This is a genomic window from Anoxynatronum buryatiense, assembly GCF_900182905.1.
Taxonomy (GTDB): domain Bacteria; phylum Bacillota; class Clostridia; order Peptostreptococcales; family Tindalliaceae; genus Anoxynatronum; species Anoxynatronum buryatiense.
In genome coordinates this window covers 60,063-86,256 of record NZ_FXUF01000006.1, presented here as the reverse complement: position 1 = coordinate 86,256, position 26,194 = coordinate 60,063, and the positions used below count along the sequence as shown (strand labels likewise).

General features: G+C 56.0%; 25 protein-coding genes and 1 riboswitch. Of the genes, 1 reads left to right on the top strand and 24 read right to left on the bottom strand.

Annotated elements, in window-relative coordinates; genetic code table 11:
- Window positions 1-158 precede the first annotated feature (158 nt).
- Genes rsmI through QOL74_RS09555 form a run of 3 tightly spaced genes read right to left on the bottom strand, consistent with a single transcriptional unit; the run spans window position 159 to window position 2,773 of the window.
- Window positions 159-1,058: a 16S rRNA (cytidine(1402)-2'-O)-methyltransferase gene (gene rsmI, locus QOL74_RS09565; RefSeq protein ID WP_283409246.1), complete on the bottom strand. Its 900-nt coding sequence runs from the start codon at window positions 1,056-1,058 to the stop codon at window positions 159-161.
- A 14-nt stretch (window positions 1,059-1,072) separates the two neighbouring features.
- Window positions 1,073-1,816 carry a tRNA1(Val) (adenine(37)-N6)-methyltransferase gene (locus tag QOL74_RS09560; RefSeq protein WP_283409245.1) on the bottom strand — a complete coding sequence of 248 codons (744 nt, stop codon included), beginning with the start codon at window positions 1,814-1,816 and terminating at the stop codon, window positions 1,073-1,075.
- A 60-nt stretch (window positions 1,817-1,876) separates the two neighbouring features.
- On the bottom strand, window positions 1,877-2,773 hold the full coding sequence (locus QOL74_RS09555; protein ID WP_283409244.1) for a PSP1 domain-containing protein: 897 nt from the start codon (window positions 2,771-2,773) through the stop codon (window positions 1,877-1,879).
- Between the two features lie 203 nt (window positions 2,774-2,976).
- Here QOL74_RS09555 and QOL74_RS09550 point away from each other — a divergent pair, with 203 nt between their 5' ends.
- Complete coding sequence (locus QOL74_RS09550; protein ID WP_283409243.1) at window positions 2,977-3,639, top strand: TetR/AcrR family transcriptional regulator; 663 nt, start codon at window positions 2,977-2,979, stop codon at window positions 3,637-3,639.
- Here the strand turns inward: QOL74_RS09550 and holB are convergent.
- The 21 genes from holB to dhaL all read right to left on the bottom strand — a co-directional run bounded on the left by holB (window position 3,619) and on the right by dhaL (window position 26,189).
- Window positions 3,619-4,773 (bottom strand): DNA polymerase III subunit delta', encoded by a 1,155-nt coding sequence (gene holB, locus QOL74_RS09545; RefSeq protein ID WP_283409242.1) that lies wholly within the window; start codon window positions 4,771-4,773, stop codon window positions 3,619-3,621. The two genes, QOL74_RS09550 and holB, sit on opposite strands and share 21 nt — an antisense overlap.
- Before the next feature lie 92 nt (window positions 4,774-4,865).
- Entirely contained in the window at window positions 4,866-5,195 is a 330-nt protein-coding gene (locus QOL74_RS09540; protein ID WP_283409241.1) for a cyclic-di-AMP receptor, read from the bottom strand.
- Between the two features lie 3 nt (window positions 5,196-5,198).
- Entirely contained in the window at window positions 5,199-5,867 is a 669-nt protein-coding gene (tmk, locus tag QOL74_RS09535; protein ID WP_346771740.1) for a dTMP kinase, read from the bottom strand.
- Complete coding sequence (locus tag QOL74_RS09530; RefSeq protein ID WP_283409240.1) at window positions 5,864-7,369, bottom strand: aminotransferase class I/II-fold pyridoxal phosphate-dependent enzyme; 1,506 nt, start codon at window positions 7,367-7,369, stop codon at window positions 5,864-5,866. The genes tmk and QOL74_RS09530 overlap by 4 nt, the downstream gene beginning before the upstream one ends.
- Before the next feature lie 201 nt (window positions 7,370-7,570).
- Entirely contained in the window at window positions 7,571-8,074 is a 504-nt protein-coding gene (locus tag QOL74_RS09525; RefSeq protein ID WP_283409239.1) for a DUF6106 family protein, read from the bottom strand.
- 315 nt (window positions 8,075-8,389) lie between these two features.
- Window positions 8,390-8,650, bottom strand: coding sequence for a hypothetical protein (locus QOL74_RS09520; RefSeq protein ID WP_283409238.1), 261 nt, complete (start codon window positions 8,648-8,650; stop codon window positions 8,390-8,392).
- Between the two features lie 86 nt (window positions 8,651-8,736).
- Window positions 8,737-9,768 carry a precorrin-6A reductase gene (cobK, locus tag QOL74_RS09515; RefSeq protein WP_283409237.1) on the bottom strand — a complete coding sequence of 344 codons (1,032 nt, stop codon included), beginning with the start codon at window positions 9,766-9,768 and terminating at the stop codon, window positions 8,737-8,739.
- Window positions 9,765-11,759, bottom strand: coding sequence for a precorrin-3B C(17)-methyltransferase (gene cobJ / locus QOL74_RS09510; protein WP_283409236.1), 1,995 nt, complete (start codon window positions 11,757-11,759; stop codon window positions 9,765-9,767). Before cobJ ends, cobK begins: the two co-directional genes overlap by 4 nt.
- Window positions 11,756-12,556 carry a precorrin-4 C(11)-methyltransferase gene (gene cobM, locus QOL74_RS09505; protein WP_283409235.1) on the bottom strand — a complete coding sequence of 267 codons (801 nt, stop codon included), beginning with the start codon at window positions 12,554-12,556 and terminating at the stop codon, window positions 11,756-11,758. Before cobM ends, cobJ begins: the two co-directional genes overlap by 4 nt.
- A 126-nt stretch (window positions 12,557-12,682) precedes the next feature.
- Window positions 12,683-14,197, bottom strand: coding sequence for a precorrin-2 C(20)-methyltransferase (gene cobI / locus QOL74_RS09500; RefSeq protein ID WP_283409234.1), 1,515 nt, complete (start codon window positions 14,195-14,197; stop codon window positions 12,683-12,685).
- The gene (gene cbiE / locus QOL74_RS09495; RefSeq protein WP_283409233.1) at window positions 14,139-14,951 is read right to left on the bottom strand and encodes a precorrin-6y C5,15-methyltransferase (decarboxylating) subunit CbiE; all 813 of its coding nucleotides are present in this window, start codon (window positions 14,949-14,951) and stop codon (window positions 14,139-14,141) included. Before cbiE ends, cobI begins: the two co-directional genes overlap by 59 nt.
- Window positions 14,948-16,177 carry a cobalt-precorrin-5B (C(1))-methyltransferase CbiD gene (gene cbiD, locus QOL74_RS09490; RefSeq protein ID WP_283409232.1) on the bottom strand — a complete coding sequence of 410 codons (1,230 nt, stop codon included), beginning with the start codon at window positions 16,175-16,177 and terminating at the stop codon, window positions 14,948-14,950. Before cbiD ends, cbiE begins: the two co-directional genes overlap by 4 nt.
- A complete protein-coding gene (locus tag QOL74_RS09485; RefSeq protein WP_283409231.1) occupies window positions 16,174-16,845 on the bottom strand; it encodes a precorrin-8X methylmutase in 672 nt (223 codons plus the stop codon). The genes cbiD and QOL74_RS09485 overlap by 4 nt, the downstream gene beginning before the upstream one ends.
- Window positions 16,842-17,777: a GHMP family kinase ATP-binding protein gene (locus tag QOL74_RS09480; RefSeq protein WP_283409230.1), complete on the bottom strand. Its 936-nt coding sequence runs from the start codon at window positions 17,775-17,777 to the stop codon at window positions 16,842-16,844. Before QOL74_RS09480 ends, QOL74_RS09485 begins: the two co-directional genes overlap by 4 nt.
- Window positions 17,778-17,903: 126 nt before the next feature.
- Window positions 17,904-18,707 carry an AIR synthase related protein gene (locus QOL74_RS09475; RefSeq protein ID WP_283409229.1) on the bottom strand — a complete coding sequence of 268 codons (804 nt, stop codon included), beginning with the start codon at window positions 18,705-18,707 and terminating at the stop codon, window positions 17,904-17,906.
- A gap of 16 nt (window positions 18,708-18,723) precedes the next feature.
- Window positions 18,724-20,274: a cobyrinic acid a,c-diamide synthase CobB gene (locus tag QOL74_RS09470; RefSeq protein WP_283409228.1), complete on the bottom strand. Its 1,551-nt coding sequence runs from the start codon at window positions 20,272-20,274 to the stop codon at window positions 18,724-18,726.
- Between the two features lie 124 nt (window positions 20,275-20,398).
- Window positions 20,399-20,806, bottom strand: a complete 408-nt coding sequence (locus QOL74_RS09465; RefSeq protein WP_283409227.1) for a sirohydrochlorin chelatase — start codon at window positions 20,804-20,806, stop codon at window positions 20,399-20,401.
- Between the two features lie 127 nt (window positions 20,807-20,933).
- A riboswitch (cobalamin riboswitch) is annotated at window positions 20,934-21,149 on the bottom strand.
- Between the two features lie 161 nt (window positions 21,150-21,310).
- Complete coding sequence (locus tag QOL74_RS09460; RefSeq protein WP_283409226.1) at window positions 21,311-22,327, bottom strand: PLP-dependent cysteine synthase family protein; 1,017 nt, start codon at window positions 22,325-22,327, stop codon at window positions 21,311-21,313.
- A 43-nt stretch (window positions 22,328-22,370) separates the two neighbouring features.
- The gene (locus QOL74_RS09455) at window positions 22,371-23,678 is read right to left on the bottom strand and encodes an L-cysteine desulfidase family protein (protein ID WP_283409225.1); all 1,308 of its coding nucleotides are present in this window, start codon (window positions 23,676-23,678) and stop codon (window positions 22,371-22,373) included.
- Window positions 23,679-23,691: 13 nt separating this feature from the next.
- Window positions 23,692-25,476 carry a sigma 54-interacting transcriptional regulator gene (locus QOL74_RS09450; RefSeq protein WP_283409224.1) on the bottom strand — a complete coding sequence of 595 codons (1,785 nt, stop codon included), beginning with the start codon at window positions 25,474-25,476 and terminating at the stop codon, window positions 23,692-23,694.
- A gap of 56 nt (window positions 25,477-25,532) precedes the next feature.
- The gene (gene dhaL, locus QOL74_RS09445; protein WP_283409223.1) at window positions 25,533-26,189 is read right to left on the bottom strand and encodes a dihydroxyacetone kinase subunit DhaL; all 657 of its coding nucleotides are present in this window, start codon (window positions 26,187-26,189) and stop codon (window positions 25,533-25,535) included.
- Window positions 26,190-26,194 lie beyond the last annotated feature (5 nt).

Here is a 26,194-nt window from a genome sequence, read left to right as displayed (position 1 = left end):
ATAGGGGATAGGGGGCATGACAGTGCAACGGCAAGGGTTTGAGAAAGATGGCAGGACAAACTGGCGAATGTGGAGCAGAAGCAAAAAAGACAAAAACCGGTGTTTGAAAAAAGCACACCGGTAAAATAATGAAAAAAAGTGATGTTATCTTGATTTTTTTAGGGTTCTTCCAGATCAATGGCCTGGCTGTAAACCTCTCTTTTGGGAATTTGCCGAAGACGAGCGGTTTCTTTAATGGCTTCTTTTTTGGAAAGCCCGGTGGCCATGAGCCGGGTCACTTGCTCTTGGATGGTGAGGTGATCATAAGCCTGGGCGTCTTCCTGCCGGCGCTCTAAGGGATCAAGCCCGGCCACCGCCAGCACCATTTCACCTTTTGGGTCTCCCGGTGCAGTGTCAAGCTGCTGCCTGATTTCTTCCAAAGTGCCCCGATACCAGGCTTCATGACGTTTGGTGAGCTCCCGGCCCAAAGCGGCCTGTCGGTTGCCCAGGGTTTCTGCCAGTTGCTTCAGGGTGGACAGGATGCGATGGGGGGCTTCATAGAAAATGAGGGTGTGGGGAAACTGTCTGATGGATTCCAGATGCTCACGCTGTTTCTTTTTCTCCCGGGGAAGAAAGCCCTCGAAGGTGAAGCGCTCTGTGGAAAGGCCTGAGGCGGCCAGGGCCAACAGCACGGCGGAGGGGCCTGGAAGCACTTCGAAGGGGATGTTTTCCCGGAGGCAGGCGACCACCAAGTGGGTTCCCGGGTCTGAAATGCCCGGCATGCCGGCGTCGGTAATGAGGGCGATGGCTTTGCCCTGGCGCAGGGCTTCCAGCAGGGGACCTTCTTTTTCGTTGCGGTTGTGTTCGTGATAGCTCACCAGGCTTTTGCGGATGTTCAGGTGGTTCAGCAGCTTCAGACTGCGCCGGGTGTCTTCGGCGGCTATTAGATCTGCCTGCTGCAGCACTTCGATGGTGCGCAGGGTGATATCTCCCAGGTTGCCCAGGGGGGTGGGGCACAGGTAGAGGGTGCCCGGCTGTATGATGAAGCGATGTTCATTGGTTTCGGGGGTGGCTGTCATGGCTCCGCCTCCTTTTATTTGCCGTAACAGGCCAAGAGTTGGGGGGTGTAGGTGCCGTCGGGATGGTAGATGATTAAGGGCGGGTGGCTTTTCAGCTCTGGCCGGCCATTTTTAGTGAGTTGCAGCAGCACCATGGTGGGGGCTTTGTGAGAATGGGAATGCACCATTTGCATCCACTTGGGCTCCAGCCGGTATTGCCTTCCCAGCACCATGATGTCTGCCAGGCGCTGGGGGCGGTGAATCAGGTAGAACTGCCCTCCCGGCTCCAGCAACCAGGCGGCCTGGGCCATAAGCTCCTGCAGGGTGAGGGCGATTTCGTGGCGGGCAATGGCCTTGTCTTCACGGGGGTTGGTGAGGCTGCCCGGGGGAAGATAGGGGGGATTGCTGGTGACCACCTGAAAAGAAGCAGGGGCAAGCACTTCCTGAAGATGGCGGATGTCATGGTTCAGAATCTGAATGCGGTCACTCATTCCATTCATGGCAACACTGCGGCCGGCCCGTTCTGCCTGGGTTGGCTGTATTTCAACCCCGGTGATGTGGCAGTGGGGATTTTTGCCGGCCAACAGCAGGGGGATCACACCCGTACCGGTGCCCAGGTCAATCACCCGGGCATTCTTTTTAGGGCGGGCGAAGTGACTGAGCAACACGGCATCGACCCCGAAGCAAAAGCCTTCGGGGTCTTGGATCAGGTGTAGTCCATTGAGTTGGAGGTCATCCAGCCGTTCGCCGGGCTGCAGGTAGTCTTGAAAAGATGACATGGCGTTCCCTCAGTTTCATTGATGATTGAACCATTTTGATCTGGTTATGCAACACGATGGTTATTCCACGGGCTCCGATTTATCCGGCTGATCCACCTTATCCGGTTTTCGTTTGCCGTCGGACTGGCGCAGTTTTTTCCCTTTATTAATGGGTGTCAGCTGGTCTACATGGCAGGTGACAATTTCTTCAGTGTCATCATCGGGATTTTTGACTTTCAGTTTCACTTTTCCCGTGAGGGTATGGGTCTCAATGACTTCGCCGGCACCCTCGGGGCAACGGCAGCGGGCACCGCAGGAAGGCAGGCGTTTTAGCATATCCTGGTATGTTTCATGCTCGTATTTCAGGCAGCAGAACAGTCGTCCGCAGATACCGGAAATCTTGGTGGGGTTCAGTGACAGGTTTTGTTCTTTGGCCATTTTGATGGTGACGGGATCAAACTCGCCCAGCCAGGTGGAGCAGCACAGGGGTTTGCCGCAGGGGCCGATTCCCCCGATCATTTTGGCTTCATCACGCACGCCAATCTGCCGCAGCTCAATGCGGGTTTTAAAGATGGCTGCCAGGTCTTTCACCAGCTCGCGGAAATCAACCCGGCCGTCTGCAGTGAAGTAGAAGATAATTTTGTTCCGGTCAAAGGTGTACTCCACATCCACCAGTTTCATGTCCAGCTGATGCTTTTCTATTTTCTTCGCTCCGGTTTCAAAGGCTTCCTTTTCCCGCAGGCGGTTTTCTTCACTGATTTTTCGGTCTTCGTCGGTGACAATCCGCACCACTTTTTTCAGGGGGGAGACAATGTCTTTTTCAGAGACTTCTTTCATCCCCACCACCACGTCTCCAAATTCAACGCCTCTGGCAGTTTCCACAATTACCTGGGTGCCCACGGGCAACTCATGCACATCTGGATCAAAATAATATATTTTACCGGCTTTCTTAAATCGAACGCCAACTACGCGGTTCATGGTATTCCTCCCTCTATTGAAAAGGGCCTGCCGGCGAATCAACCGATAAACCGGCGCCCCGTTTCCGTTATTGTATCAGATTTTGGCGCGAATGCACAATCTTTTTGGGGAAAGGGAGAAAGGGTTGACAATCAATCAGGGGTGGCATACGATGACCGTATGGTCTACCAACTGCTCATCGATTTTCTCTTAGGAGGATCCCCATGCCTAAAAAAGCTTTTCTTGATCTCCCCAACCAACAACAGGATGTTTTTTTTGACCAGGCGTTGATCCTTTTTGCTGCCAAATCTTATCAAGAGGCGTCTCTCTCGTCGCTGCTGCGGAACTGCGGAATTCCCAAGGGTACTTTCTATACTTATTTTGCCGACAAACTGGATTTATATACTTATGTGGTTGACACGGTGCTCACCATTCGATCCGTTTACATTAAAAGCCGCTTTATTCGCCAGACAGATGATTTTTTTCAGCTCTTTGAAGCACAGCTGCGGCTTGAAACCGCTTTTCGTCTGGAGCATCCGGCTTTTCATCACCTGCTGTCGCTGGCTCTTGATCCCCGGTTTACCCCCTTCTCCCCGGAAAAACTCAAGGCGTTGGAAAGTGATCTGTTTAAAAACTATCATGCGTTGATGGTGCGTGATCAGTTAAAGGGAAAGATTGCCGCCGATGTGGATGCTCACATGATTACCTTTATATGTCAGTTGATTTTAAAGGAATTTCATTTCTATGTGCAGCGGCAAATGGCCATTAAAAAAGAAGCCCCCGGCGTTGCCAAAGAAGCTTCTTTCGATTATTGTGAGCTCACAGCCCAGGGGTCACGGCGGCTGATGGCACTGCTGCGCCGGGGGTTATCTCCCCAGGGGCGTTAACCATTGAACCGCCGGGGCGGCGGTTGGGCGTTTAAAGCTGTCCAGCAGATTCAAGAGCAGCACTTCAGTGACGTAGGCCAGATTTCCATGATTTTCCAGGTCGTCCCGCGCCTGTTCCAACAGGAGCAGGGCATTGGAAAGGCCCTGGGACAGATGCAGGATAACGGGCTGATCATGGCGTTGGCCTGATGCCTGAAATGATTCCCGTGGCGATGCCTGGGAAGATGCCTGGGCTGCCAGCTGCTGCACCTGCTGCCTGAGGCGTTCTTCCTGATCCTGGTTAATGAGAAGGGCGGTTTCACCCTTAAGGGTGAGCACCTGCAAATCACGCACCCATTCCTGCCACATGGCCAGCACTTCGAGTGCCTGGCTTTTTTCTCGTGCCAGAAACTCGCCCGTTTCCAAAAGGGGTGATATGTTTCCTGCCGCCAGGGTGTCGGTGAGCTGTAACAGCTGTCGGCGAAGCTCCTGAAAACTTTCGCTCTCCCGAAGTTTCACAGCTCTGGCGGGGGTGCCGTTGGCAAAGGCAGCCAGTTTGACGGCCTGATGGGAGTCAATCTGATAACGGTTTTGCAGCCAGGCTTCCATTTCCTGTTTCCCCACTGGGCGAAAGACTGCCGTCTGGCATCGGGAGAGGACGGTGGGCAGCAGGGTTTCAGGCCGGGAGGTGGCCAGAACGATGACTGCATGGTCCGGTGGTTCTTCAAGGGTCTTCAGCAGGGCATTCTGAGCCTGGGGGGTCATGATTTCCGCCTGGGGGATCACGTATATTTTCCAGTCGCTTTCGTAGGGCTTGAGATAAATGTCTTTAATCAGTCCCCGGATGGTTTCCACGGAGAGACTGGTGTCTTTTTCCGGGTTTTCCGGCAGGATCCATCGAAATTCAGGGTGGCTGCCGGCCATCACCTGGCGGCAGCTTTTGCAGGTGTGGCAGGGGGGCTTTTCATGGGAGCAAAAAATGGCGGCGGCAAATTCCCTTGCCATGGTTTCCTTCCCCAGCCCCGGGGGACCTTCGAAAAGATAGGCATGGGAAAACTGCCGACTGTTCAGGGCCTGGGTCAGCAGTTTTTTCACGGCGTCCTGCCCCACGATGCCCGCGAAGGGGACGCCTGGTTTCGACATCACATTTTCCACAAAAACGCTCCTTTACAGCTTCAGGTATTCATGGAACACCGCAGGCATTCAACTCCAACTGCAGGCATTCCTGTTTCGCTTCAGATCTTCGGCTACAGCTTCAGGTGTTCGGCGACGTCCACCACAAAAATGGTGGCACCTCCCACGGTCACTTCCACCGGGTAGGGAATGAACACGCCGGTGGTACCAGAGACGGGGGCGGGAGAAGTCACCATTTCTTTTCGGGACTGGCAGTTCTCAGAAATAATGGCTTTTACTTCTTCCACTCTCTCGTCTTCCACTCCCACCAGAACGGTGGTGTTGCCGGCTTTCAGAAAACCGCCGGTGGAGGCCAGCTTGGTTACCCGAAATTCAGCTTTGGTGAGGTCTTCCAGCAGGGCTTTTGCATCTTCGTCGTGAACAATGGCTATCACCAGTTTCATGGGTCATCCCTCCTCAGTGTTCTTTGGTTTTGCGCCGGCATCAAGGTGCCGGATGCGTTTATCGGTTTCACAGCGGAGCACCTGCTGAATCCAGGGAATGCTTTTGGTGGCATCAATGACCACGAAGCGTTCCGGACTCGCTGCTGCCAGCTGGCGATACGTCTGATAAATGGTCTCATAAAAGGCCATGTCTTCCTGCTCCAGCCGGTCTTTGGGATCACTGCCCTTGCGGTGAAAGCTTTCTTCGGGTGTGATGTTGAACCAGAAGGTGAGGTTGGGCAGCCGGTTCATCAGAGCGGGTTCATTCACCTGGTAGACTTTTTCAATGCCCAGGCGACGGCCGGCACCCTGGTAGGCCAGGCTGGAATCCACAAACCGGTCGCAAATCACCACTTCTCCCCGGTTCAGGGCAGGTATGATTACTTCAGCCACATGCTGGGCCCGGGCAGCGGCATACAGAAGGGCTTCTGTCCAGGGGTGCATCTCCCCGTGGCCGGGGTCCAGAATCAGTTCCCGGATTTTTTCTGAGATGGGTGTGCCGCCGGGCTCCCGGGTCATGCAGACCGTATAGCCCAGGCTCTCCAAATACCGCTTCAGCTGAAGCATTTGGGTGGTTTTGCCGGCGCCATCCATCCCCTCCAAGGTGATGAAAAAACCATCTGATATCTTCATGAGTGTGCCATCACCTCCACCTGGGGGTCATGGGGTGTTGCCATGCCCACAATATCCACACCGGCAGCGGCCAGTGTGCCTAAATAGCTGCAAAGAGAAGCTTCAATGATTTCTCCCGGCACCACCAGGGGAATGCCCGGCGGGTAGGGGATCAGGCTGGCGGTGCTCACCCGGCCGGCGGCCCGGCTCAGGGGAATCCATTCCCTGGGGGCCCGAAGGGCCGACTGGGGGCTGCAGTGTACCCGGGGCAGTTCCCGGGGGGGCCGGAGGGAAACCAGGCTCTCCGATGGATATGAGGGTGCTGCCTGGTCAGCTAAACGGGCCAGGGCCTCGTAGAGCCGGTGCAGGTCTGCCTGGGTGTTTCCAATGGAGGTCAGTGCCAGCACACCCCGCAGATCGGCCATTTCCATTTGCATGTGCCAGTCAGCGGCCAGCTTCTTATCCAATTCATACCCGGTTACCCCGGTTTGATGCAGGTCAATCCAGATACGGGTCAGATCCATGGGTTGCCGGTGGGTACGGGTGCCTTCTTCCTGCCCTGAAAACAGGAGCCCGGGGAGCGATTCCAGCCGATGACGCAGGGACATCATACCATCAATCAAGGTGTCCATCATGGCCGGTCCCGGCCCGGCCACCAAAGAGGTGGCGGCGTCAAGGGAGGCCATTAACAGGTAGCTGGGGCTGGAGGTTTGGAAAAGCCGGAGCTGAAAGCGAAGGCGGTCCCGGTCAAGCCGGTTGCCCTGCACATGGAGCATGGAGGCCTGAGTGAAGGCCGACAGTGTCTTATGGGTGCTCTGAACGGCGGCATCGGCACCACAGGCCATGGCATCGGCAGGGAGGCGGGAGCTGAGGCGCAGATGGGCCCCGTGGGCTTCGTCCACCAAGAGCACTTTCCCATCGTCATGAACCAGCCTGGCAATGGCAGCCAGATCGGCGGCATGACCATGGAAGGTGGGGCGGGTGAATACCACTGCTTTCACCCGGGGCCAGTCTTTCAGGCCCTGGGCAACGGCCTGGGGGGTGATGCCCAGGGGAAGCCCCAGCCGTTCATCCACTTCAGGCACCAGATACCGGGGAACCACCCCGGTGAGGAGGCAGTAATGATACACCGACTGGTGGGCGTTGCGGTTGATGAGAATTTCATCTCCCGGTGCGGCGGCGGCACCAATCATGGCGTAAATGCCGCAAGTACTGCCATTTACCAGAAAAAAAGTTTCTTCGGCACCAAAAACGGCAGCGGCCCGTTCCTGAGCCTGGCGGATGACACCGGTGGGGTTGTGGAGGTTGTCGGTGCCCGGTACCTCGGTGGTGTCAAGGGCAGGGAGGAATCCTGCCAGCAGGGGGTCTTCCCCCATCACTCCAGAACGGTATAAATGGCCGTTTTTGTGGCCAGGCATATGGAAGGAGATGGTTTCGCCGGCGGCCCGCCGGTGCAGCATCTGCTGCAGGGGGCCCTGGGGTTCGGTGATTTCGTCGGCGGCGGATGAATCGTTGACGGGCATGTGATCGCACCTTTCTAAGTGTGATTTAAACTGTTACAGAATGACTTGAAATATTGCAGAACGACTTGAGCTGTTGCGGAATGATTTGAGATATTGCAGAACGATTTAAGCTGTTGCGGAATGATTTGAAATGTTACCGAAAGAATTTCGCTGCCACCGCATGATGTGAATTGTGTGACGCTTGATGGCGCGAGCAGGTGGTCATGCCTTCTTTTTAATGCCTTTGTTCAGTGCTTTGGCCAGCTGTTCGCCAGGCTGAAACAACATGCGATAACGGCGGGTGCCCTCATAAAACTGGAGAAGATAGACATCGTCTCCCTTCACCCGGCAGGCGTAATACATGGTTTTCCGCGCCCGTTTCATGCGGGGCAGCTGAGGCTGGATCTCCGCCAGAGGCCGTACCCATTCCACCTGGTGGATGGGTATTTCGATGAGGGGTTTGTCTCTTCTTCCCAGGCGGCGTTCCACCTGAAGTTCACTGCCATCAAACCGGTAGGTGTAGGTGGCCAGCTTTCGGTTCATCAGCCGGGAACTGTAAAAAGCCAGTGAAACAATGATGAGCAGTCCTGCCAGGCCTCCGTAGCCTCCCGGCATCTGGTTGGTTAACACCACGGCGGTGTTCACTCCCAGCACCAGGGCCACCACCAGCAAAAATACTTTCCAGACGGGCTTTTTGGGTTCCTGTGCTTTCACTTCTATTATCACGAAAATTCCTCCCAGTTGCGTCATTTTTCGATGAAATCATCACCGCCGGGCCGCTTCCCCGGTTAAAGCTGTCATGGTATGGGTTTTGAAAGCGCTTCAGCCCGTATGGTCTTTTTCGGCGGAGCATAGTTGCTGTTCATGTGGATTGTTTTCCACAAGGAAAAGGGTGTTGTCCACAGCAAACCCGCATTATCCACAAGGGTATCCACAGGCAGCGCCCTGACTTTTATCCGATCTTCCTCTGAATCAGAACAAAACCGCCTACAGCTGTTTATCAGTGAATAGGTGATAGGGAATAAAAAGCCCTTTCCCCGGTTAACGGAAAAGGGCTTTTTTTCGATCTTGCGACCGGCCTTTCACAACCTGGAAACGATGCACCTTCTTTTTGGCTGCAGGTGATTTCGCTACAGGTGATTTCGCTGCAGGCGTTCTCTCCTCAGCCATTGGCTGTCTGGGCTTTTTTTTCCGATTGATCAGGTTCATTTCTCTGATGAGAAGCAGGTTCTGAATCCCGAAAAAAACAGCCACGGGAATCAGCAGCAGCACCATAAAGGCAATGTTGGCGTTTCTTTCCATGGGCTGCACCCTCCTTTCAATCTTCAGGTAATCGCTGGTCCCTTTGGAAACATTATAGCACAAGTTTCCCAACCGGGAACAGGGAATCAGCAGTCCTGTTGTGAAAAGAGGGGCGGCAGTTGTTTTTCGATCCATGCCAGCACTTCTTCAAGTGTGGCGGCCAGGGGCATCTCCGGGGGCAGGGCAGGTCGCCGAATGAGGATCACCGGCACCTTCACGTCTTCGGCAGCCTGGATTTTTTCCCGGGTGCCGCCGGTGTCGCCGCTGTCTTTGGTCACCAGACCGGCGGCGCCGGTGTGCATCAGAAACTCCCGGTTGAGCTCCCGGCTGAAGGGGCCCTGCATGGCAATGATCTGACCGGGGGTGAGCCCCAGGTCAATGCATTGCTGAATAACGCGGGGGAAAGGCATCACCCGGACCAACAGCCGTTCAAGGGGAACATGCCTGCAGAACACTGGCAGTGACCGGCTGCCGGTGGTAAGCAGCCATCGGCCGGAGCGGCGGGCCACACCTTTGGCGGCGGTTTCTGGATCGGGGCAGGTGATAAGGTGTGGGTTGTTTTCCATTTCATCCGGCGACAGGCCGGGGCGCTGCCACCGAATCATTGGCAACCCATGTTGCTGGGCAGCATGGGCGGCCAGGCGGGTGATCTCCTGGGCGTAGGGGTGAGTGGCGTCCACCACCGCAGTGATGGGATACTGCGCCAGAAGGGCTTCCAGTGCCACTTCATTTAAGGGGCCGGTATGAAGCTGGGCAGCTGGACCTTCTACTGGAGTTGCTGAAAGGTTCCCATGCTGCTGGTATAAATGCCTCCCCTGCTGCTGGTCTGAAGGGACTTTGGAAACGCTGTCGGTGCCCGCTGTTTCTTCTGTTGAGGGCAGAAAGTTCTTTTCTGAAGAGAGCAAGGTGTTCTGCACCGTCGAGAGCAGGGTGTTCTGTGCTGAAGCGGGCTGAAGATTCGCTGCTATGTCTGTTCTCGCTGCTTTCTGGGTCACATTTTTCAGCAGCAGCTGACTGCCATAGGTGGTGACGGTGGTGGCCAGAAAGGGCCGGCGGGCGGCGGAGAGGGCCGCGGCCAGCCGGCGGCCTTCGGTGGTGCCGGAAAGAATAAGGATCATAGGGTATACCCCCTGGGTGTCACCATGCGGCCATCCCTTCGCAAACGGGTGGACCGGTTGCCGATGATCACCACGGTCTGCATGTCAACGGGAGCTTCCAACAATTGGCTGAGAGGCCAGGTGCCGGTCACCTCACCGGTGTTCTGGGCCCGGGTAACCACGCCCACGGGGGTTTCCGGCGGCAGGGTCTGTTGCAGCAGGGCAACGGCTTCTTCCCACTGGCGCACCCGTTCCCGGCTTTTGGGGTTGTAGAGGGCGATGACAAAGCCGGTGGCGGCAGCGGCTTTCAGCCTGTCCAGAATATCCTGCCAGGGAGTGAGGTGGTCGCTGAGACTGATGGTGGCATAGTCTTGCATCAGGGGAGCGCCCAACCGGGCGGCGGCAGCGGTGGCGGCGGTGACACCGGGAAGGATTTCCACGGGAATCAGGGGGGCTTCCTGTTCCTGCAGCTCCAGCAGCAGGCCCGCCATGCCATAGACGCCGGCATCGCCGCTGCTCACCAGCAGCACCCGGTTCCCCTGGGCAGCCAGCTCCAGTGCCTGACGGCAACGCTGGGTTTCCCGGCGCATGGTGCCATGAATCACTTGCTGATGGGTGACCAAGGGGGCCAGGCGGCGGGTATAGGTGTGGTAGCCGATGACCACATGGCTGTCTGTCAGGGCCTGGGCCACGGCGGGGGTCATATGTTCCGGCAGGCCGGGGCCGATGCCCGCCACGGTGACGCTTCCCGCCAGGGGGGCCAGTGTGAAGGTGATGCCGGCGGCGGCTCGGGCAGGGTTGCCATCAGCCGGTGGTTCCTCTGGCAGCAGGCAGGTGCCTCCCCCTGAGGATAGCCAGGCGGCAGGGCTGCTGACAGCGGTGACGCCCACGGCTTCTGCCGCCTTTGCCGAAGCAGGAAAATGGTGCTGAACGACGGCAATGGCTTCCGGGGAATGGCCCTGGAGGGACAGTTCCCATTTTTCTGCCAGGGCTTGCAGGCCCGGCTCCCGGGTTTTCAGGTCAATGGTGGCCAGAGCTGCCAGTGAATCCGATGAAAGCTGATGATGTTCCAGAAAGGCTTCCAGGGCGTTTTCCAGCGCTTCCAGGGTGGTGTTTTTCCGGCAGCCCACTCCCAGCACCCACCGGCGGGGGAGGAGGTGCACCCATGCTCCCTCCGATAGTTGTTCTTCTGGAAAACCGGTGCCGATCCAAATGCCTCCAGGACCTTTCAAAAAGGTGTCTTTGTCTTCCACCAGCTGGTACCCGGCGGGGAGGGCTGGAAGGAGAGGCTCGCTGCTGTAAACGGGGATGGGCCGGCCTTCCAGGGCGGCGGCGGTCCATTTTTTGGCGGCGGTCCAGTGGGTCAAAGGGGCGTGGAGACGCTGGGCCAGTTGGTCAACGGCCAGCACATTGCTGTTATCGCTGGCGGTGGTGATCACCGGCCGGGCACCGGTGAGACGGGCCACTTCCCGGGCCAGGGCATTGGCACCTCCCAGGTGGCCGGAAAGGAGGCTGATGACATGACGGCCTGTGTCATCCATCACCAGTACTGCCGGGTCGCTCCCCTTGTGCCGGGGCAATTGCTGCAACAACCGCAGGGCAATACCCGTGGCGGCAATGAACAGAAGAGGCTGCCCTTTCTCAAAGGCTTGGGCTACGGCGGTGGCGGCGGTGCCTTCCAAAAGGAAATTTTCGCGGGTGCTGTTTTCACTCACTGGTGTTTCAGGAGATGCTGGTATTTCAGAAAATGCTGGCGTTTCAGAAAGTAAAGGAACTTCCTTTTGAAGTGTTGTTTCCCCTGTTGATGGTGATACTTCCTGAGGTGATGGCGGCGGTGATTCCTGAAGAAGGTGTGCCGGCGCGTGGAGAGTGGTCTGGGGATCATGGGTCAGCAGCTCTCGGCCCAGGGTGATTCCCCGCTGGGTAAAGGTAAAGATTTGGAGGGGTAGGAACTGGGCCTGAGATCGAATTTGAGACTGAATCTGAGATTGAGACTGGGTTTCCTGCTTCATTGGTGTCCCTCCCGATAGCCGTGGCTGAAGGCGGCGTGATAGAGAAGGGAGTCTTCTCCCTGCCCCTGGAGGCAGTCACCAATATAAATGAGGGCGGTGCGGTTGATGCCTGCTTCTTTCACCTGCTCAGGCAGGGTGGCAAGGGTGCCCCGTATCACTTGCTGGTCTGGCCATCCAGCCCGGTACACCAGGGCTGCCGGGGTTTCGGGGGGATAGGCAGTGAGGCAGGCCTCGGCCACTTTTTCCACCATGCCGGTGGAGAGGAAAAGCACCAAAGTGGCCCGGTGAACAGCCAGTTTTTCCAGGGCTTCTTTCTCCGGCACGGGGGTGCGGCCGCTCATGCGGGTGAGGATCACTGTCTGGGTGAACCCGGGAAGGGTGAGCTCGGTGCCCAGCAGGGCGGCCCCCGCCAGAAAGGAGCTGATGCCGGGAATCACTTCATACGGAACGCCGGCGGCTTTCAGGCGACGAATCTGCTCGGCGATGGCACCGTAGAGGGAGGGGTCGCCGGTGTGAAGGCGTAGCACGGTTTTTCCTGCCTTTACCCGGGTGATCATCCAGTCGCAGAGGGTTTCCAGATCCATGGCAGCGCTGTCGGCCACGTCGGCGGTGGGGGGGCAGTGGGCGAACACTGCAGGGTTGACCAATGAGCCGGCAAAAAGAATGGCCTGGGCTTCGGCGATGAGGCGGTGAGTTTTTAGGGGCAGCAGTTCGGGGTCACCGGGGCCGGCACCGGCGAAAATCACCCGGGGCTGGTCTTGGGGGGGTATGGAAGTCGTGGAAGTTGTGGAAGTCATGGGGATGCTCCTTTTCATGAACAAAGATAAGAACAAAGACAAAGGTAATATAACAACAAGGATTCTGTGTCGGCTTCAGCCGTGAAACCAATCTAATGCATCTACCATTTACTTGATCCGCCACCATTATGATCGGGGGGATCTGATGAGAATGCCCAATGATAAATAGGGGAGTTTATCTTCCCGCAGGCACTGGGGGCCTTCGTGAATTTCTTCCCGGTCTTCTCCCAGATGGCTCACCACTCGCAGCAGGGGCTGGGGATGCTGGTTTTCCATCCACCGGGCCAGGGATTCCTGGCAGGCGGAGAGCTTATAGATCACCACGTTGCCGGGAAGCTGGTCCAGCAGGGGGCCCATGTCTTCCCGCCCGGCGGTGCCAGGGATCCAGCTGAGGGGCTGGTCTTCCTCTGCCAGGGTTTGGTTCAGCCGGGCGGCGGCGGCGGAAGCGGCGCTGATGCCGGGAATGGTGACCACCGGGTAACCGGCCGCTTGCACCTGCTGCATCACGTAGCTGTAGGTGCTGTAAAGGAGGGCGTCTCCCAGGGTGAGCATCACCGCGGACCGGCCGCTTGCCAGCACTGCCATGATCTCTTCACTCCGCTGTTGTCGCTGGGCTTGCCGCTGTTGGTCTTCCCGGTGCATGGCAAAGAGCAGGGGGCGGCACTGGGTGTGGGGGGAAAGCCAGGGGCCCACGATGTTCAGGGCGGCACTTTCTTCTCCTTCCCGGGTGACGGGGTAAAAGACCACGGATGCTTCCTGAAGGGCTTTGATGCCTTTGGCTGTCATCAGGTCGCTGTCGCCGGGGCCCACGCCGATGCCGGTGAGGGTGGGGCGGGTGGGAGAAATGGAATGGGCATGGGCGCTGGTGTGGTTGTGGGTGTGGGATGTTGGCTGTTGGGCGGGTTTTTCCAGGGTGATGAGGTACACCGGGTTTCCCGCTGCCATCATGGTGGTTTTTCCCCGCTCCACATAACGGGTGACGCCCACCTGGACGGTGGCCACGTGGGTCAGGGTGCCTGCCGCCACTTGCTCTTTCGTCCAGGTGGTGGCAGTGGCAAGGGTTTCAATGGTAACAGCAGTGAGCACCATGCGTCCGCCGGGCTTCAGTTTGGCCAGACCTTCCTTCAGCAAAAGAGGCAGTCCGCCGCCGGAGCCGCCGATGAAAAGCCGGTCAAGGGGCGGCAGAGAAGGCAGCAGGTCTTCGCCTTTTCCCTGATACAGGGTGACATTGGTGCAATGAAAATGGGCCAGGTTCTGGCGGGTGAGGTCAACGGCTTCTTGGTTCACATCCATGGCATAGACCTGCCCTGGAGCTGTCATGCGGGCCATTTCAACGGTGACGGAGCCGGAACCGCAGCCGATATCGGCGGTGACAAGGCCGGGAGCCAGCTGGAGCCGGGCCAGTATTAACCATCGGATTTCTTCCTTGGTCATGGGCACGTCGCCCCGAAGAAAAGCGCTGTCGGGGATGCCGGGGCTGACACAGGCCAAAGAGTTCATCCCGGAACTCAGGGGATTCACTTCAGCGCTCCGGGCATTCACCTCTTGAGGCTTGTGCACGAAGGGCTGACGGGAAGTCTGGTCAGGGGTTGCTTCGGTACCAGGGCAGGTGTTGCAGGTGTCGGATAACGGCTTGGTCACAGGAAATCACCACCACATTGAGAGAGTAAGGGCCGCTGCCGGCGATGACTGCCGGCGAGCCCAGGAGAATACGTTCATCATCATAGGAAAGACGCTGACCCACGGCCATCATCACCTTTTGGCCACTTAGCTGAGCCGCCGGTGAATCGGAAGAAACGGATGAAACGGATGAATCGCATGAATCGGATGAATCGCATGAATCGGATGAAGCCCATGAGGTCATCTTCTGAAGGGCTGCCGCCAGTTGCTCCGGCCCCTGCTGGGGGTCGGTGAGAAGGCAGATAAAAGGGTGCTGGCGGAGGGCTGTCTGCCAGTCTGTCTGGCGCCCGTGAAGACTGAGGCACCGCCCGTCACTCCAGGGAAGTCTCAGACGGCTGCAAAAGAGCTGCAGGGAGCTGATGCCGGGGACCACCCGCAGCTTTTCCGGCCCAAAATGGCTGGTGAGGCGGGGCAGCAGGCTGTGGAATCCGGGGTCGCCGGAAACCAGCACTGCCACGGCGGGGGTATCGGGTGCCTGGCGTCGGTCTTCCACCTGCTTTAGAAAATCGGTCACTGGCCCTTTCATGGGCATCAGTTCCCAGGGGCCTTTTTCGTAAGGGGCCAGAAGCCGGGGAGCCCCTGCCAGTACCTGGCAGTTTTCGATGATCTCCCGGGCTTCGGGGAGTAAATACCGGGGATGTCCGGGGCCCATGCCCACCACTTGAAGGGGGGGCGGCGTAGACAAGGGGGCGTCTTGTCCGCTGTTGTTGGTCATGGGGCGTCCTCCTGTCTCTTCCACTGTTCCTGTTGCCGGCGGCCCTGGGGGCACCTACCCAGCAAGCCGTTTTCATAGGAGAAAAGAATGGTACCCACCTGTACCTGATCATCGGTGCGCTCTGCCGCTGCCTGGGAAATGCGGTGGGCCAGAAAATCGAAAAAAGCCTTCTCCCCCGCTGCCTGAATGATGCCGGCGGCTTCTTCGGCAGTGTTGCTGTGCATCACCTGTTTCATCAGGCTGGTACCGGCACCATAGAGAAGCAGGTTGGCGGCCAGGATTTCCCGCCGGGCGTCGGCCACACGGCTGTGGAGATGAAAAATGCCGCCGGCGATTTTCACCAGTTTGGCCACATGGCCCACCAGCAGCACTTCTTTCACCCCAAGGGTGGCGGCTTCGTCAAAGAGGGTGCCAGGGAAATTGCCCATGCGGATCACCGGTGAAGGGTCGGTGGCGGGGTGAATCATCAGCTGATCTCTGAGAAATGCCTGGCCGTGGCTGCCGGGCACCACCAGCCAGCGGTGATGGCCGGCTGCTGCCAGCATACGGCACTCCAGCTCCAGCGTGCGTACCCAGGCTTCCTGTGACATGGGCTCCACAATGCCGGTGGTACCCAGAATGGAAAGCCCGCCCACCACACCCAGCTTGGGGTTGTAGGTGCGCTTTGCCAGTGCCTCTCCGCCGGGAATGCTGATGGTGACGGTATACCGGTGGTGGGTGTCTGAAATAAGGCGGCCCTGGGGAGCGGTGTGATCTTCCAGTACCTGTTTCACATTGGCGAGGATCATCTGCCGGGGGGCGTCATTGATGGCCGGCTGCCCCACCGGTACGGGAAGGCCGGGGCGGGTGACAGTGCCCACCCCTTCTCCCGCCACCAGGATAATTTCAGGTATTCCCGGGGTTTTCTCGGCTTCCTGGGGGTTCTGGAGGTTCTGGGGGTTCTGGGGGTTCTGGGCTTCCAGGGCGACACGGGCATGAACGCTGACACCGTTGGTGATATCCGGATCATCGCCGGCGTCCTTCACCACCCGGCAGGCGGCCCATTGGGGATGCACCTGGGGATCTTCCAGACGGAATGTATGGGGTTTTCCCTGAAGTTCCAGTGTCCAGGAATCATAGCACTGTTGGTCTCGAAGCATGGCGGCGGCACCTGCGGCGGCGGCAGCGGCACAGGCCCCGGTGGTGTAGCCCTTTCGCAGGTAGGCAGGGTTTTTAGGGCGACTCATGGGTGGGTGCGCCCCGTCAGCCGATACAGCAGGGCATTGACAATGGCGGCGGCCACGTTGCTGCCTCCCTTGCGTCCCTGAAGGGTGATCTGGGGTACATCGTACCGGAGCAGATGGACTTTGGATTCTGCCGCTCCCACAAAGCCCACCGGCACGCCAATCACCAGGGCGGGGGCGGCCAGGCCTTCATCCATGAGCTGGCAGAGGCGAAACAGGGCGGTGGGGGCATTGCCGAAGACAAAGACGCTTATCTGAGGGTCTTTGACGGCGGCTTCCACTCCCAGGGCAGAGCGGGTACGACCCTGGGCGGCAGCGTCGGCTGCCACCTGGGGATCATCCACCAGGCATCGGGTGGAGAGGTTCAGGGTTTCCAGTGCCTTTCGGTTGATGCCGGACTGGACCATGCGGGTATCGGTGTAGATCACCGTGCCCGGGGCCAACAGCCGGGGCAGGGCCTCATGGATGCGGGGGTCCACCTTCAACTGGTCCCGCAGTTCAAAATCGGCGGTGGTATGAATCACCCGCAAGAGCAGGTCTTCGGTTTCAGGGGCGGGGGGGTGGCCGGTGAGGGTTTCCAGTTCCCGGCGGATAATGGTGAAGCTGTCGGTTTCGATGGCAGCGGGGCGCCATTCAATAGCATGGTCAAGGGTGGGTGGTTTGGAGGTCATGGGGATTCCTTCCTTTCGGTTACCGTCACGCCTCCGGGTATCAACCGGTGGCGGCGGGGAGGAAAATAGCGGGTGGCGGCAGGTTCCCGGTGCCAGTCATCCAAAAAGGCCTGAAACCGGAACCGGCGGGGGTCGTGGAGGAGGGCCACGGTACTGCCGCTGTGAGCGATGTTCAGCCCCCAGGCACCATGGCGCAGGGCCAGGTGGTGGAGGGTCTCCAACCCGGGCAGGGGGTAGAACATCTGGTTGGCCCGGGCGCTGATCCAGCAGGCGGCGGCCAGGGCTTCCATATCTCCCAGGGCCAGGGCTTCTTCAAAGTACTTCAGGGCTTCTGCCAGTTCCCGCTGTTGTGCTTCCCGGCGCAGGGCGTGATTTTCCCGACGGAAGCCAGCGGTTTCCACGGCGTCCAGGCCCTCCAGTACCAGCACCTGCAGGGGCGGCAGTTGTTGATATGAGCGAATGACTTCCCCGGTGAGGGGGTCCATGAGGGCCAGCCGGGAATGGATAATGCTGTCGGTGGGCTCCAACTGGGTGCAGAGGCGGGTGAGGATTTCGCCGTCGAAGGGCTGGTTGAGCCAGGTGAGCAGCGCTGCCGCTGTGGCTGCCAGGTCGGCGGTTGAGCTGGCCATTCCCTTGGCCCGGGGCAGCTGGGATTCCAGGGTGAGGGTGATGGGAAGGGTCTGATCGGCGTCTGCTCCCAAATAGTTTTCCACAATGGCCCGGGTCAGCTCCCAGGCCCGGGGATGGTCCCGGCGGAAGGCTGCGTGGGCGTCGGCGGCGGGAACTGGTGTCAGGGTGACCTGACTGTAACAGTCGATGGCATAGGAAATGAGTTTTTCGCTGCCGTCCAGCCATCCCTGCAAAAATTCACCGCAGGAGCCGGGGCAACGGGCGGTGATGGGATGTTGGAGAAGGGGCGGAAAGGGCTTCATGGGCGTGTTCCTTTCTGATCTGCAGGACAAAACCGTCAGCAATACTGTAGCAACATCAAGAGTGATGATCGCAAAAATCATCTGGGTAAAAGAAGTAGGAGAACCTTATGCCGCCTTATTCTCGCCTTATACCAGGGCAGCGATGACAGTGAGGGGGGTGGTGATGGTCTCCTTTAGCGCTGCAAAGGCTTCGGGGGTCATGGCAGCCACAGCGCAGGTGGCGGGACCGGCGGTTTTTGCCAGGGGCAGGAGGCAGTCGGTTTGCCACTCAAGGCTCAGACCGTTGAGGGCGGCCAGCAGCCAGGCTTCTGCCTGGATGCCTTTGGAGCCCACGGGAATGAGATCCGCCACGCCAGGGTGGCGGCGGAGGGTGATAAAATCCTGAATGGAGAGGATTTCCGGGTCAAAGGGGTGCTGAATTTCCTTGCCCACTTTGGGGATGCCGGCGGCCACCAGCAGCTGTCCGGGTACGGCCACGCCGCTGCGCAGCTCCCGGGGGTGTACCTGGCCGATGACGGTGATGCCCATGCCTGTTTGCTTCATGGGAAAGTTTTCTTCGGTACTGCCGTTGAGGGGAGTAAGGGGAATGCCGGCTTCTTCAAGAAAGGCTTCAATGCCTGCCATGATCCGTCGGCCGGTGGGTTCCCATTCCACTGCCAGGGTGTCAATCACCAGGCAGGGAGTCGCCCCGGTGGACATCACCTCCATGGCCGCCACCCGGCAGGTGAATTTTCCCGTAATCTCAGGGGAAACAGGCACCAGGTCTTCCGGCTTATCTCCCACACCGCCACAGGAATCACAGGCAATGACCAGGGTGCTTTCCGGTGAAACGGGGAGCAGGGTAAAGTCTCGCCGGGGGGTGGATGGATGGGGGGCTGTATGGGCCAGAGGGTCGTTGCCCTCATTGGCAGTGGCAGCTTTGGAGATCATGGCGGTTTCTTCCTCTCTATTTCATCTTTTTTAACCAGGCCGTGCCAAAATCAGGGTTGGTGTGGAAAAAAATATGGGGAAAACCGCCAAAGGTGTTCTTCACGGTCATGCCGCAGGTCCAGCCAGGGGCGGCAGTATTTTCAGCGGCGGTGTTTTCGGCAGCGGTGCTTCCAGTGCCAGTGTTTCTGGCGGCGGCACTTCCCGGGTCAGTGGGTTTTTCCATGGCCAGCACCGGGGCGGTGACCTCACCAGAAATGCTCCCTGCGCCACTGCCATTGATGGATGTTGTCTTCTCTGATTGATACGTCTGAGAAAGTTCCTCCACCACTCCCCGGTGAAATTCATGGCCCCAGGTGGTGATGCCCGGGGGAAAGTAGGGCTGGCCTGGCAGGGAGGTGACCCGGCAATAGCCAAAATGCTGTAACCGGCCGGTCATGCGGCTGGCAGCCTGAAACACGCCGGTCATCTGCCAGGTGCGGCCGTCCAGATCGGTGAGATGGCGGCACAGGTACTGAAACCCGCCGCATTCGGCATAGACAGGAAGACCTTCGGCCACCCGGCGGTGCAGGGACTCTCGGAAGGAAGTGTTGGCTTCCAGTTCTTCGCCAAACATTTCGGGAAAACCGCCCCCCAGGTACAGGGCGTCAAGATCTGCGGGGAGGGCTGTATCTTTCAGGGGGCTGACGGGGATTAAGCGGCACCCCTGATGGCGCAGCCAGTCCAGATTGCTCTGGTAATAAAAGTGGAAGGCGGCATCGTAGGCCACTCCCACGGTATGGGAGGGAGCAGGGAAATGCTGCAACCCGTGGCTGAACCGGTTGATGGGTGACGGGGGCGGTACAGGTTCACCCGAAGGGGCGGAAGGGGCGGTATCCACATACTGGGCCACACCGGGAAGGCGGTGCAGCTCAATATGAGCGGCCGCCGCCTGGGCCATGGCCTGAATCTGCTGGCGCAGGGCTTCCACCTCAATGGCGGGAACCAGGCCCAGATGACGGCTTTCCAAATGGAACGAAGCTTCCCGGGGCATCCACCCCAGGCAGGGAATCCCCGTGTCCCGTTCCACGGCTTCCTGAATGAGCCGGTAATGTTTTTCACCGCTGATGCGGTTCACAATCACCCCCGCCAGCTTCACGGCGGGGTCGTAGTCCCGGTACCCTTTCACCAGGGCAGCGGCACTGGTGGAAAGACCGCCACCGTCGATGACCAGCACCACAGGAAGACCAAGGCACCGGGCCACCCAGGCGGTGCTGCTGCCTTCGTGGCGGGTGCCCCGGCCGTCGAAGAGGCCCATGACGCCTTCCACCAAAGTCAGGTGACCAGGCAGGCGGGTTTCCCCGTAGAGGTTCACCATGGTGTCATCCCCCAGCAGGCAGGCATCCAGGTTGTAGGCGGGGGTACCAGTGACGGCTTCATGGAACCGGGGGTCGATGAAATCCGGCCCCACTTTGCAGGACTGGATGGGCAAGTTGAGGTTTTTCAGGGCCTGGAGCAGGGCCAGGGTGAGGGTGGTTTTGCCCACACCGCTGTGGGTGCCGGCGAGAACAAATCCGGGAGTGCTTGCCATGAAATCGCCTCCTGATGATGTGACACATCACATCTCTGAAATGTCAGGCTTCACTGATCCAATCATCTGCAACGCTTATGCAACTCATTTCATTGTCACATGTGCTTTTCAGGAAAGCAAGCCTTTAGGCACTGAGATCTTTCTCGATTTGATCCAGCAGCACCCGGGTCATGGCGGGGTGATCGCCAATGGAGCCGCCCATGGTGAAGTTCAAGTGAGGGTACTCTTTTTTGAGATTTTCCAGTTCTTCTGGAATATCTTCCCGCAGGTGGTTGCCCCGAAACAGAAAGAAGGGAGCGATGTGAACGTGGGTGACGCCGGCTTCGGCCAGCTGCCGGGCGGCTTCTGCCATGGTGGGATTGGCCATTTGAAGAAACCCATACCCCACGGCATCGAAAGTATCGGCGATTTGCACTTTCACTGCTTCTGCCAGCCGTTTCACGGTTTCGTCTGTTTCTTTCACTTTGCTGCCATGGGCTAAAATCAGCAGGCCTCTTTTTTCTTTGGCGACAGTGTTGGCTTGTTCATTCATGGATTCATTCTCCTCTCAATAAAAAAACACCGGGTCCTCAAGGACTCGGTGCGGTGTGCCGGTGTATGGGTTCCGGTGGCCAATGATTCGTTGGCCGCGCCATCCCTCAGGTGCTTCCCTCCGAAGCGTGAGCAGGTGTATTCAGGCCGGTCTCCTGGCTCATGCTTCCTCTTACTCACGGCCCCTTCCCAAAACAGTGAGTATGATCATGGGGGTGATCACCCGTCGGTTTCAGTGGGTATGATGCCGTTTTCATCTGCATTGACAGTAGCGGGGGCTGCAGGGGATTTTCACCCCTTTCCCGTTTGGCTCCCGTGGGAGCACCTGAAAAGATCATGAAATTGTCATCTAATGGCAATTGATGGTCCTCTTATGAAAATGACGGACTTCGTTACTGATTCACATTGCCTTATTCAGTATATCAAAAGAACCTGCCTTCTGGCAACCACCCTTCCCTGTCAGTCAGGCGGCTGCGAGAAGGCAGGTTCTTTTTATCACTCAGGATCACCGGCAGACTTGATAATCCAGCAGTTCAACTTCCGGCGCCAAAAACCCTTCCTTGGCGGGCTCCGGTTTCATCAGATCGGTGCTGAGGTATTTTTTATTATCATCAGACAAAACAGTCACCACACATTGCTTGCTTTGATATTGTTGCTGCACACTGATGGCACCCAGCACATTTGCACCTGAAGAGATCCCAACCCCCAACCCCAGGTCTTTTGCCATTTTCTGGGCCATGATAATGGCATCACCATCGTCAACGCTGATGATTTCATCCAGTTGATCCAACCGGACAATATCTGGAATAAACTCGTCGGAAATGCCCTGAATACGGTGCTTGCCAACCTTGTGCCCGGTTGATAAGGTTGGTGAGTTCAACGGCTCCAGGGGATGCACCTGCACCTTGGGGTCATGCCCTTTTAAGAATTTTCCTATCCCCATGACGGTGCCCCCGGTTCCGACTCCCGCTACAAAAGCCTGGAGACGGGCATTGAGCCACTGAGTCTGTTGGGCAATCTCCGGGCCGGTGGACAGAAAGTGTGCATTGCAGTTGTTTTCGTTGGAGAACTGTCTCGGCAAAAAAGCGCTCCGCAGCTCCAATGCTTTATCTGCTGCCATTTGAATGCTCCCCAAAAAACCACCTTCTTCGCTGCTTACCAAAGAGATTTCGGCCCCAAAGCTTCGAATAAGATTCATTCTTTCATGACTCATCCAGTCTGGCATAAAGATCATAACGGGGTGACCCAGCGCTCTTCCAATGGCAGAGAATGAAATGCCCGTATTTCCACTGGTGGCTTCAATAATCATGTCACCAGGGTTAAGGGTGCCTTCTTCATAAGCCTTCCTGATGATATGAAGTGCCATTCGGTCTTTGATGCTGCCTGTTAAATTATAGTGCTCCGCCTTGGCGTAAAGTGAGTACACCTCGCCACGAAGGCGGTAGAATATTTTAAGCAGGGGGGTTTTTCCTATCATTTCCGATAATTGATCAATTTGTTTACTTGCTTGAGCACCTTGCATGTCGCCGACCTCCCAGTAGCTGATTACTTTCATCTGCCGGACTTTACATTACCCCGATAATCGCCCGGTCAACCTGGCGCATTCCTTCAATGCTGACACTTTCCAGGTTTCTAAGTGTGGACTCCATGTCATCCCCGACAATTCCGTTACCTGCCGGAATTCTGACTCCCTCCACAGCGAGCAGCGCACTTTGCCAGGCCATGGAAGCGCTGGCGGATAGTTTAAGCGCACACCCCACTTTTCCACCATCACAAATCATGCCGGCCAGGCTGGAAATCACGTTGATGACTGCGTACTCAACTTCTTCGGTGGATGCTCCCATCAGGTAAGCCATTCCAGCCGCTGCTCCGGCACCAGCCGAGACACCACATCCACAGACAGGCGAAAGCCGTCCGATATGATGCTTCACTTTTGAGTTTGTCACATGACTGATGGCCAATGCCCTGGCTTTTTGTTCATCATCCACACCCATTTTATCTGCCAGTGTTGCAATGGGAATCACTGCAATCAGCCCATTATTACCGCTTCCTGAGCTGGTCATGACCGGCAGCTGCACGCCCGACATCCGCGCATCACATGCAGCCGTTGTATACATGTTAATGATACTTCCAATATCGTTTGATCCGTATCCTTTTTTCATAACACGCTGCCATGATTTTCCAAATTTCAGACCCCGATCCATCTGCATTCCAAAATCGGCCATTTTCATGTTGTAGTCAATGCCTTCCAGCAAAAAACTCAATTCTGCCAATGGCATTTCCCGAATGGTGTTCATCAGGTTTTTCAGTGTCACATCCAGCAGATGATCCAATGACGAAAGGGAGCTTAATGGGTCTTGCAGCAAATCGATTTCTGTTTTTCCGTTCATCTCGAGATAGACCAGGTTATCATGCCTGTCTTTAATGATCGCCCGGCCAGATTCGGAGGATGTTTCTGCCTCCACTTCGATCCATAAGCTGGGTTGGTCATAGAATATGTCAACCTTGATGTCAACCTTCTCCATCAATAGCTGCGCTCGTTTCTGTTCAATTTCGGTGACCTTGGAAAGTATTTTCAAATCGAACACCGGCTCCACCATTGAAGCCCCCAGCGCAATGGCCATTTCGATTCCTGTTTGCTCCGTGCCCGGTATCCCTACTGCTTTTGCATTTTTGTAAACATTGCCGCTCACTTTTAAATGAATCCTTTTCAGTTCACTTGTCAGATGTTTCGTCGCATAGCAGGATGCCAATGCGATGGCCACCGGCTCTGTGCATCCAACCGCCAGCACAACTTCGCGTTTCAATACATTTGCAATACGATCAGCTAATTTTAACGATTGGTCAGTCATATGAGAACTATTTTGGCTCAATCTCTTTCAACTCCTATGTTCTAAGTTGTCTTTTCAAGTGAACGATTTTTTCTGCTGTGTGGTCTTCTGCACAAATCCCGTATTTATCCATTTTTCGATAAAGCGTCGCTCTTCCAATGCCCATTTCACGGGCAATACGTTCTTTTTCATATCCTTTTTGCAGTAATTCGATGATGATTTTTCTTTCAATTTCTTCCATCTGGTAGGTTTCGAAACGGCCGTTCTTTGGCTCAAACTCATCTGGCAGCAGCTGCACCACTTGTTCTTCTGTTACCACCTTCGCATTTGCCAGGCGAACGATCTTCTCCATGGCGGCTTCAACTGAAATGCGATTTTGAGGCCAATGACCATTTGCCAGCACTTCCACTGCTTCTGGTGACAGTCGAATGTCACGATTCTCATAAACTCTTTTCATCTCTTCAAATATGTGCAGTATGATTTGCCGAATGCACTTTTTTCTTTTCCTTAACGGAGGGATTGTCAGTTTTCGCCCCGATATGCGATGGTAGAGGGCTTCAGAAAAATGACCCGCTTTCACCAACGGCTCCAGCGGCACCTCTGAGTGCACAATGAACCGCAGATCAACACGGTGTAATCCAAATGATTCACTGTACACAGAATTTCCTTTGACAATTTCAAGGATAAAAGATTGCATGAACAATGGCATTCTTTGAACGTTTATGAGAAAAACGGTTCCACCATTGGCAATATTTAAATCGCCAATCTGAAAGTTTTTTCCCTCACTGTAAACTCTAAACTCCAGCATCGTACTTTCAATCTCTTTCATTGTCAGCTGAGCAAAATCAATTTTTTTAAAAACTTTTTCAGATCGATCCGAGTAATTGTGGATGGCACGTGCCAGTTCGTTGACTTCCAGCCCTGGTTCGCTTTCGATGAGAATATCATCATCTGTGACTGCCATTTCTTTAGCCTTTTCAATTTCCAGCTGAAACACATCATCCGCATCCACAAGATGTTGAAATCCGATTTCGGCACCATGATCCAGCAAGTTTCGCAGTGAAATGAAGTTGGCATTCAGGTTTTTAAAAATGAAGATGGTGCCTTGTTTGATACCGTTCACAATTCGGTTTTTCTTGGTCACACTCCCAATAAAAGCCTTTTGCTGATACTCATAAAAGAGGGGGCAGTTTAACTCATCATAGACCGCTCGGTAGATCTCATCCAGCCGGGAGTGGTGAAAAATATCACTGAACTGCTTGCCTTCAAGCGGCCCTGCCACTGGAAACTCCGTGGTGAACCGTTTGTTGTAATACGACACTTTCCCTGCAACATCGAAGGAGATAATGGCATCATCAACTGCATTAATAATGCTCTCCCGGTCATAACTGGTCAGTCGCAGGCGTTCCATATCTTCAATATTCAACAGTTTTGAACTGATAAGATCCGCTATGATTTCAACAAAATGAACTGCCGGGCCCACATTTTTGAAAACGTCAGTCTGATTCGCTTTATGGAACAGGAGTGCCACTGCTCCCACTATTTTATGATTCGAAAAGATGGGCACAGAGATCATGCCTGCGATCATGCATTCAGAAGCATCTTCGCAATTCTGACAGATGGGATAGTTTTCTTTGTTTTCGATAATGATGACTTCACCTTTGTTCATGGATTCGCCGACAACGGTGGTGCTGGTAATGGGAAGGGCATCACTCACGTTTCTGGTTGTATAGGCTATTTTGGTGTAATAGCGGTCAATAATCACCACATCAACATCAAGAACTGTTGAAATTGCCTCCGAATACTTCACAATCACATCTTGCATCAGCATTAAATTCATTTAAATCACCCTTCCCATTGGGCAACAGGCTTCAATTGGCTGTTGCTGACAGGTATTTAGCGTTGGTCACTCATCAGCACGTCTACCAGCGCTTCAATTTGATAATACATGGTAACCGCTCCCGGATCAAGGTTTCCGACACCCTTGTTGGTTTGATAATAGGCTCTTCCCTTGGCGGCTTCCATCTCTTTGGTTGACTCCATCCCTGCCAGCGCGCCGCTTTTCAGAGCTCGCAGCACTTCGGCATCACCGGCATTCTCTGCCAGCTTTTGTCTCATGCTCTCCACACCGCCATGAAGGGTGTCAATCATCGTTTTGTCACCTGGTTTGGCTTTCCCACGTTCCATGATGGCGTTTAAAAACGCCTGCAGCATGTCAGCAAGCTTTGCCGCATCCAGTTCCTGCAAATCGCCAACTGTCTGGGCTGCCCGAATGTAACCGCTTCCATAGAGAACGCCGGATGATCCCCCGACTGTCGACATGATGGTCATGCCAATTTTTTTAAACATTTCTCCAAAGGTCACTGCTTCCAGGTCTGATTTTTGGTCAATCAGCTTCCGAAAACCCATGTCCATATTCACCCAGTGATCACCGTCTCCGGTAACTGAATCCAGTTGGGTGATGTAATCCTTTTCTTTTTCAAGCTTTTTCATAAATGCTTCCAGGTACAAGAGATATTGCTCATTTGTCAATTTCAATTGAAATGACATCATTATCA

Excerpts from the sequence above, each read along its gene's own strand:
- QOL74_RS09460 (WP_283409226.1), bottom strand. The coding sequence starts at position 22,327 with ATGCAAGGTGCTCAAGCAAGTAAACAAATTGATCAATTATCGGAAATG.
- tmk (WP_346771740.1), bottom strand. The coding sequence starts at position 5,867 with ATGAAGATATCAGATGGTTTTTTCATCACCTTGGAGGGGATGGATGGC.
- cbiE (WP_283409233.1), bottom strand. The coding sequence starts at position 14,951 with ATGACCAACAACAGCGGACAAGACGCCCCCTTGTCTACGCCGCCCCCC.
- QOL74_RS09475 (WP_283409229.1), bottom strand. The coding sequence starts at position 18,707 with ATGATCTCCAAAGCTGCCACTGCCAATGAGGGCAACGACCCTCTGGCC.
- QOL74_RS09555 (WP_283409244.1), bottom strand. The coding sequence starts at position 2,773 with ATGAACCGCGTAGTTGGCGTTCGATTTAAGAAAGCCGGTAAAATATAT.
- rsmI (WP_283409246.1), bottom strand. The coding sequence starts at position 1,058 with ATGACAGCCACCCCCGAAACCAATGAACATCGCTTCATCATACAGCCG.
- cbiD (WP_283409232.1), bottom strand. The coding sequence starts at position 16,177 with ATGAGTCGCCCTAAAAACCCTGCCTACCTGCGAAAGGGCTACACCACC.
- cobJ (WP_283409236.1), bottom strand. The coding sequence starts at position 11,759 with ATGAAGCAGGAAACCCAGTCTCAATCTCAGATTCAGTCTCAAATTCGA.
- QOL74_RS09480 (WP_283409230.1), bottom strand. The coding sequence starts at position 17,777 with ATGAAGCCCTTTCCGCCCCTTCTCCAACATCCCATCACCGCCCGTTGC.
- QOL74_RS09520 (WP_283409238.1), bottom strand. The coding sequence starts at position 8,650 with ATGGAAAGAAACGCCAACATTGCCTTTATGGTGCTGCTGCTGATTCCC.
- QOL74_RS09465 (WP_283409227.1), bottom strand. The coding sequence starts at position 20,806 with ATGAATGAACAAGCCAACACTGTCGCCAAAGAAAAAAGAGGCCTGCTG.
- QOL74_RS09485 (WP_283409231.1), bottom strand. The coding sequence starts at position 16,845 with ATGACCTCCAAACCACCCACCCTTGACCATGCTATTGAATGGCGCCCC.
- QOL74_RS09470 (WP_283409228.1), bottom strand. The coding sequence starts at position 20,274 with ATGGCAAGCACTCCCGGATTTGTTCTCGCCGGCACCCACAGCGGTGTG.
- QOL74_RS09540 (WP_283409241.1), bottom strand. The coding sequence starts at position 5,195 with ATGAAACTGGTGATAGCCATTGTTCACGACGAAGATGCAAAAGCCCTG.
- dhaL (WP_283409223.1), bottom strand. The coding sequence starts at position 26,189 with ATGATGTCATTTCAATTGAAATTGACAAATGAGCAATATCTCTTGTAC.
- QOL74_RS09530 (WP_283409240.1), bottom strand. The coding sequence starts at position 7,369 with ATGCCCGTCAACGATTCATCCGCCGCCGACGAAATCACCGAACCCCAG.
- QOL74_RS09550 (WP_283409243.1), top strand. The coding sequence starts at position 2,977 with ATGCCTAAAAAAGCTTTTCTTGATCTCCCCAACCAACAACAGGATGTT.
- QOL74_RS09450 (WP_283409224.1), bottom strand. The coding sequence starts at position 25,476 with ATGAATTTAATGCTGATGCAAGATGTGATTGTGAAGTATTCGGAGGCA.
- QOL74_RS09560 (WP_283409245.1), bottom strand. The coding sequence starts at position 1,816 with ATGTCATCTTTTCAAGACTACCTGCAGCCCGGCGAACGGCTGGATGAC.
- cobK (WP_283409237.1), bottom strand. The coding sequence starts at position 9,768 with ATGATCCTTATTCTTTCCGGCACCACCGAAGGCCGCCGGCTGGCCGCG.
- cobM (WP_283409235.1), bottom strand. The coding sequence starts at position 12,556 with ATGACTTCCACAACTTCCACGACTTCCATACCCCCCCAAGACCAGCCC.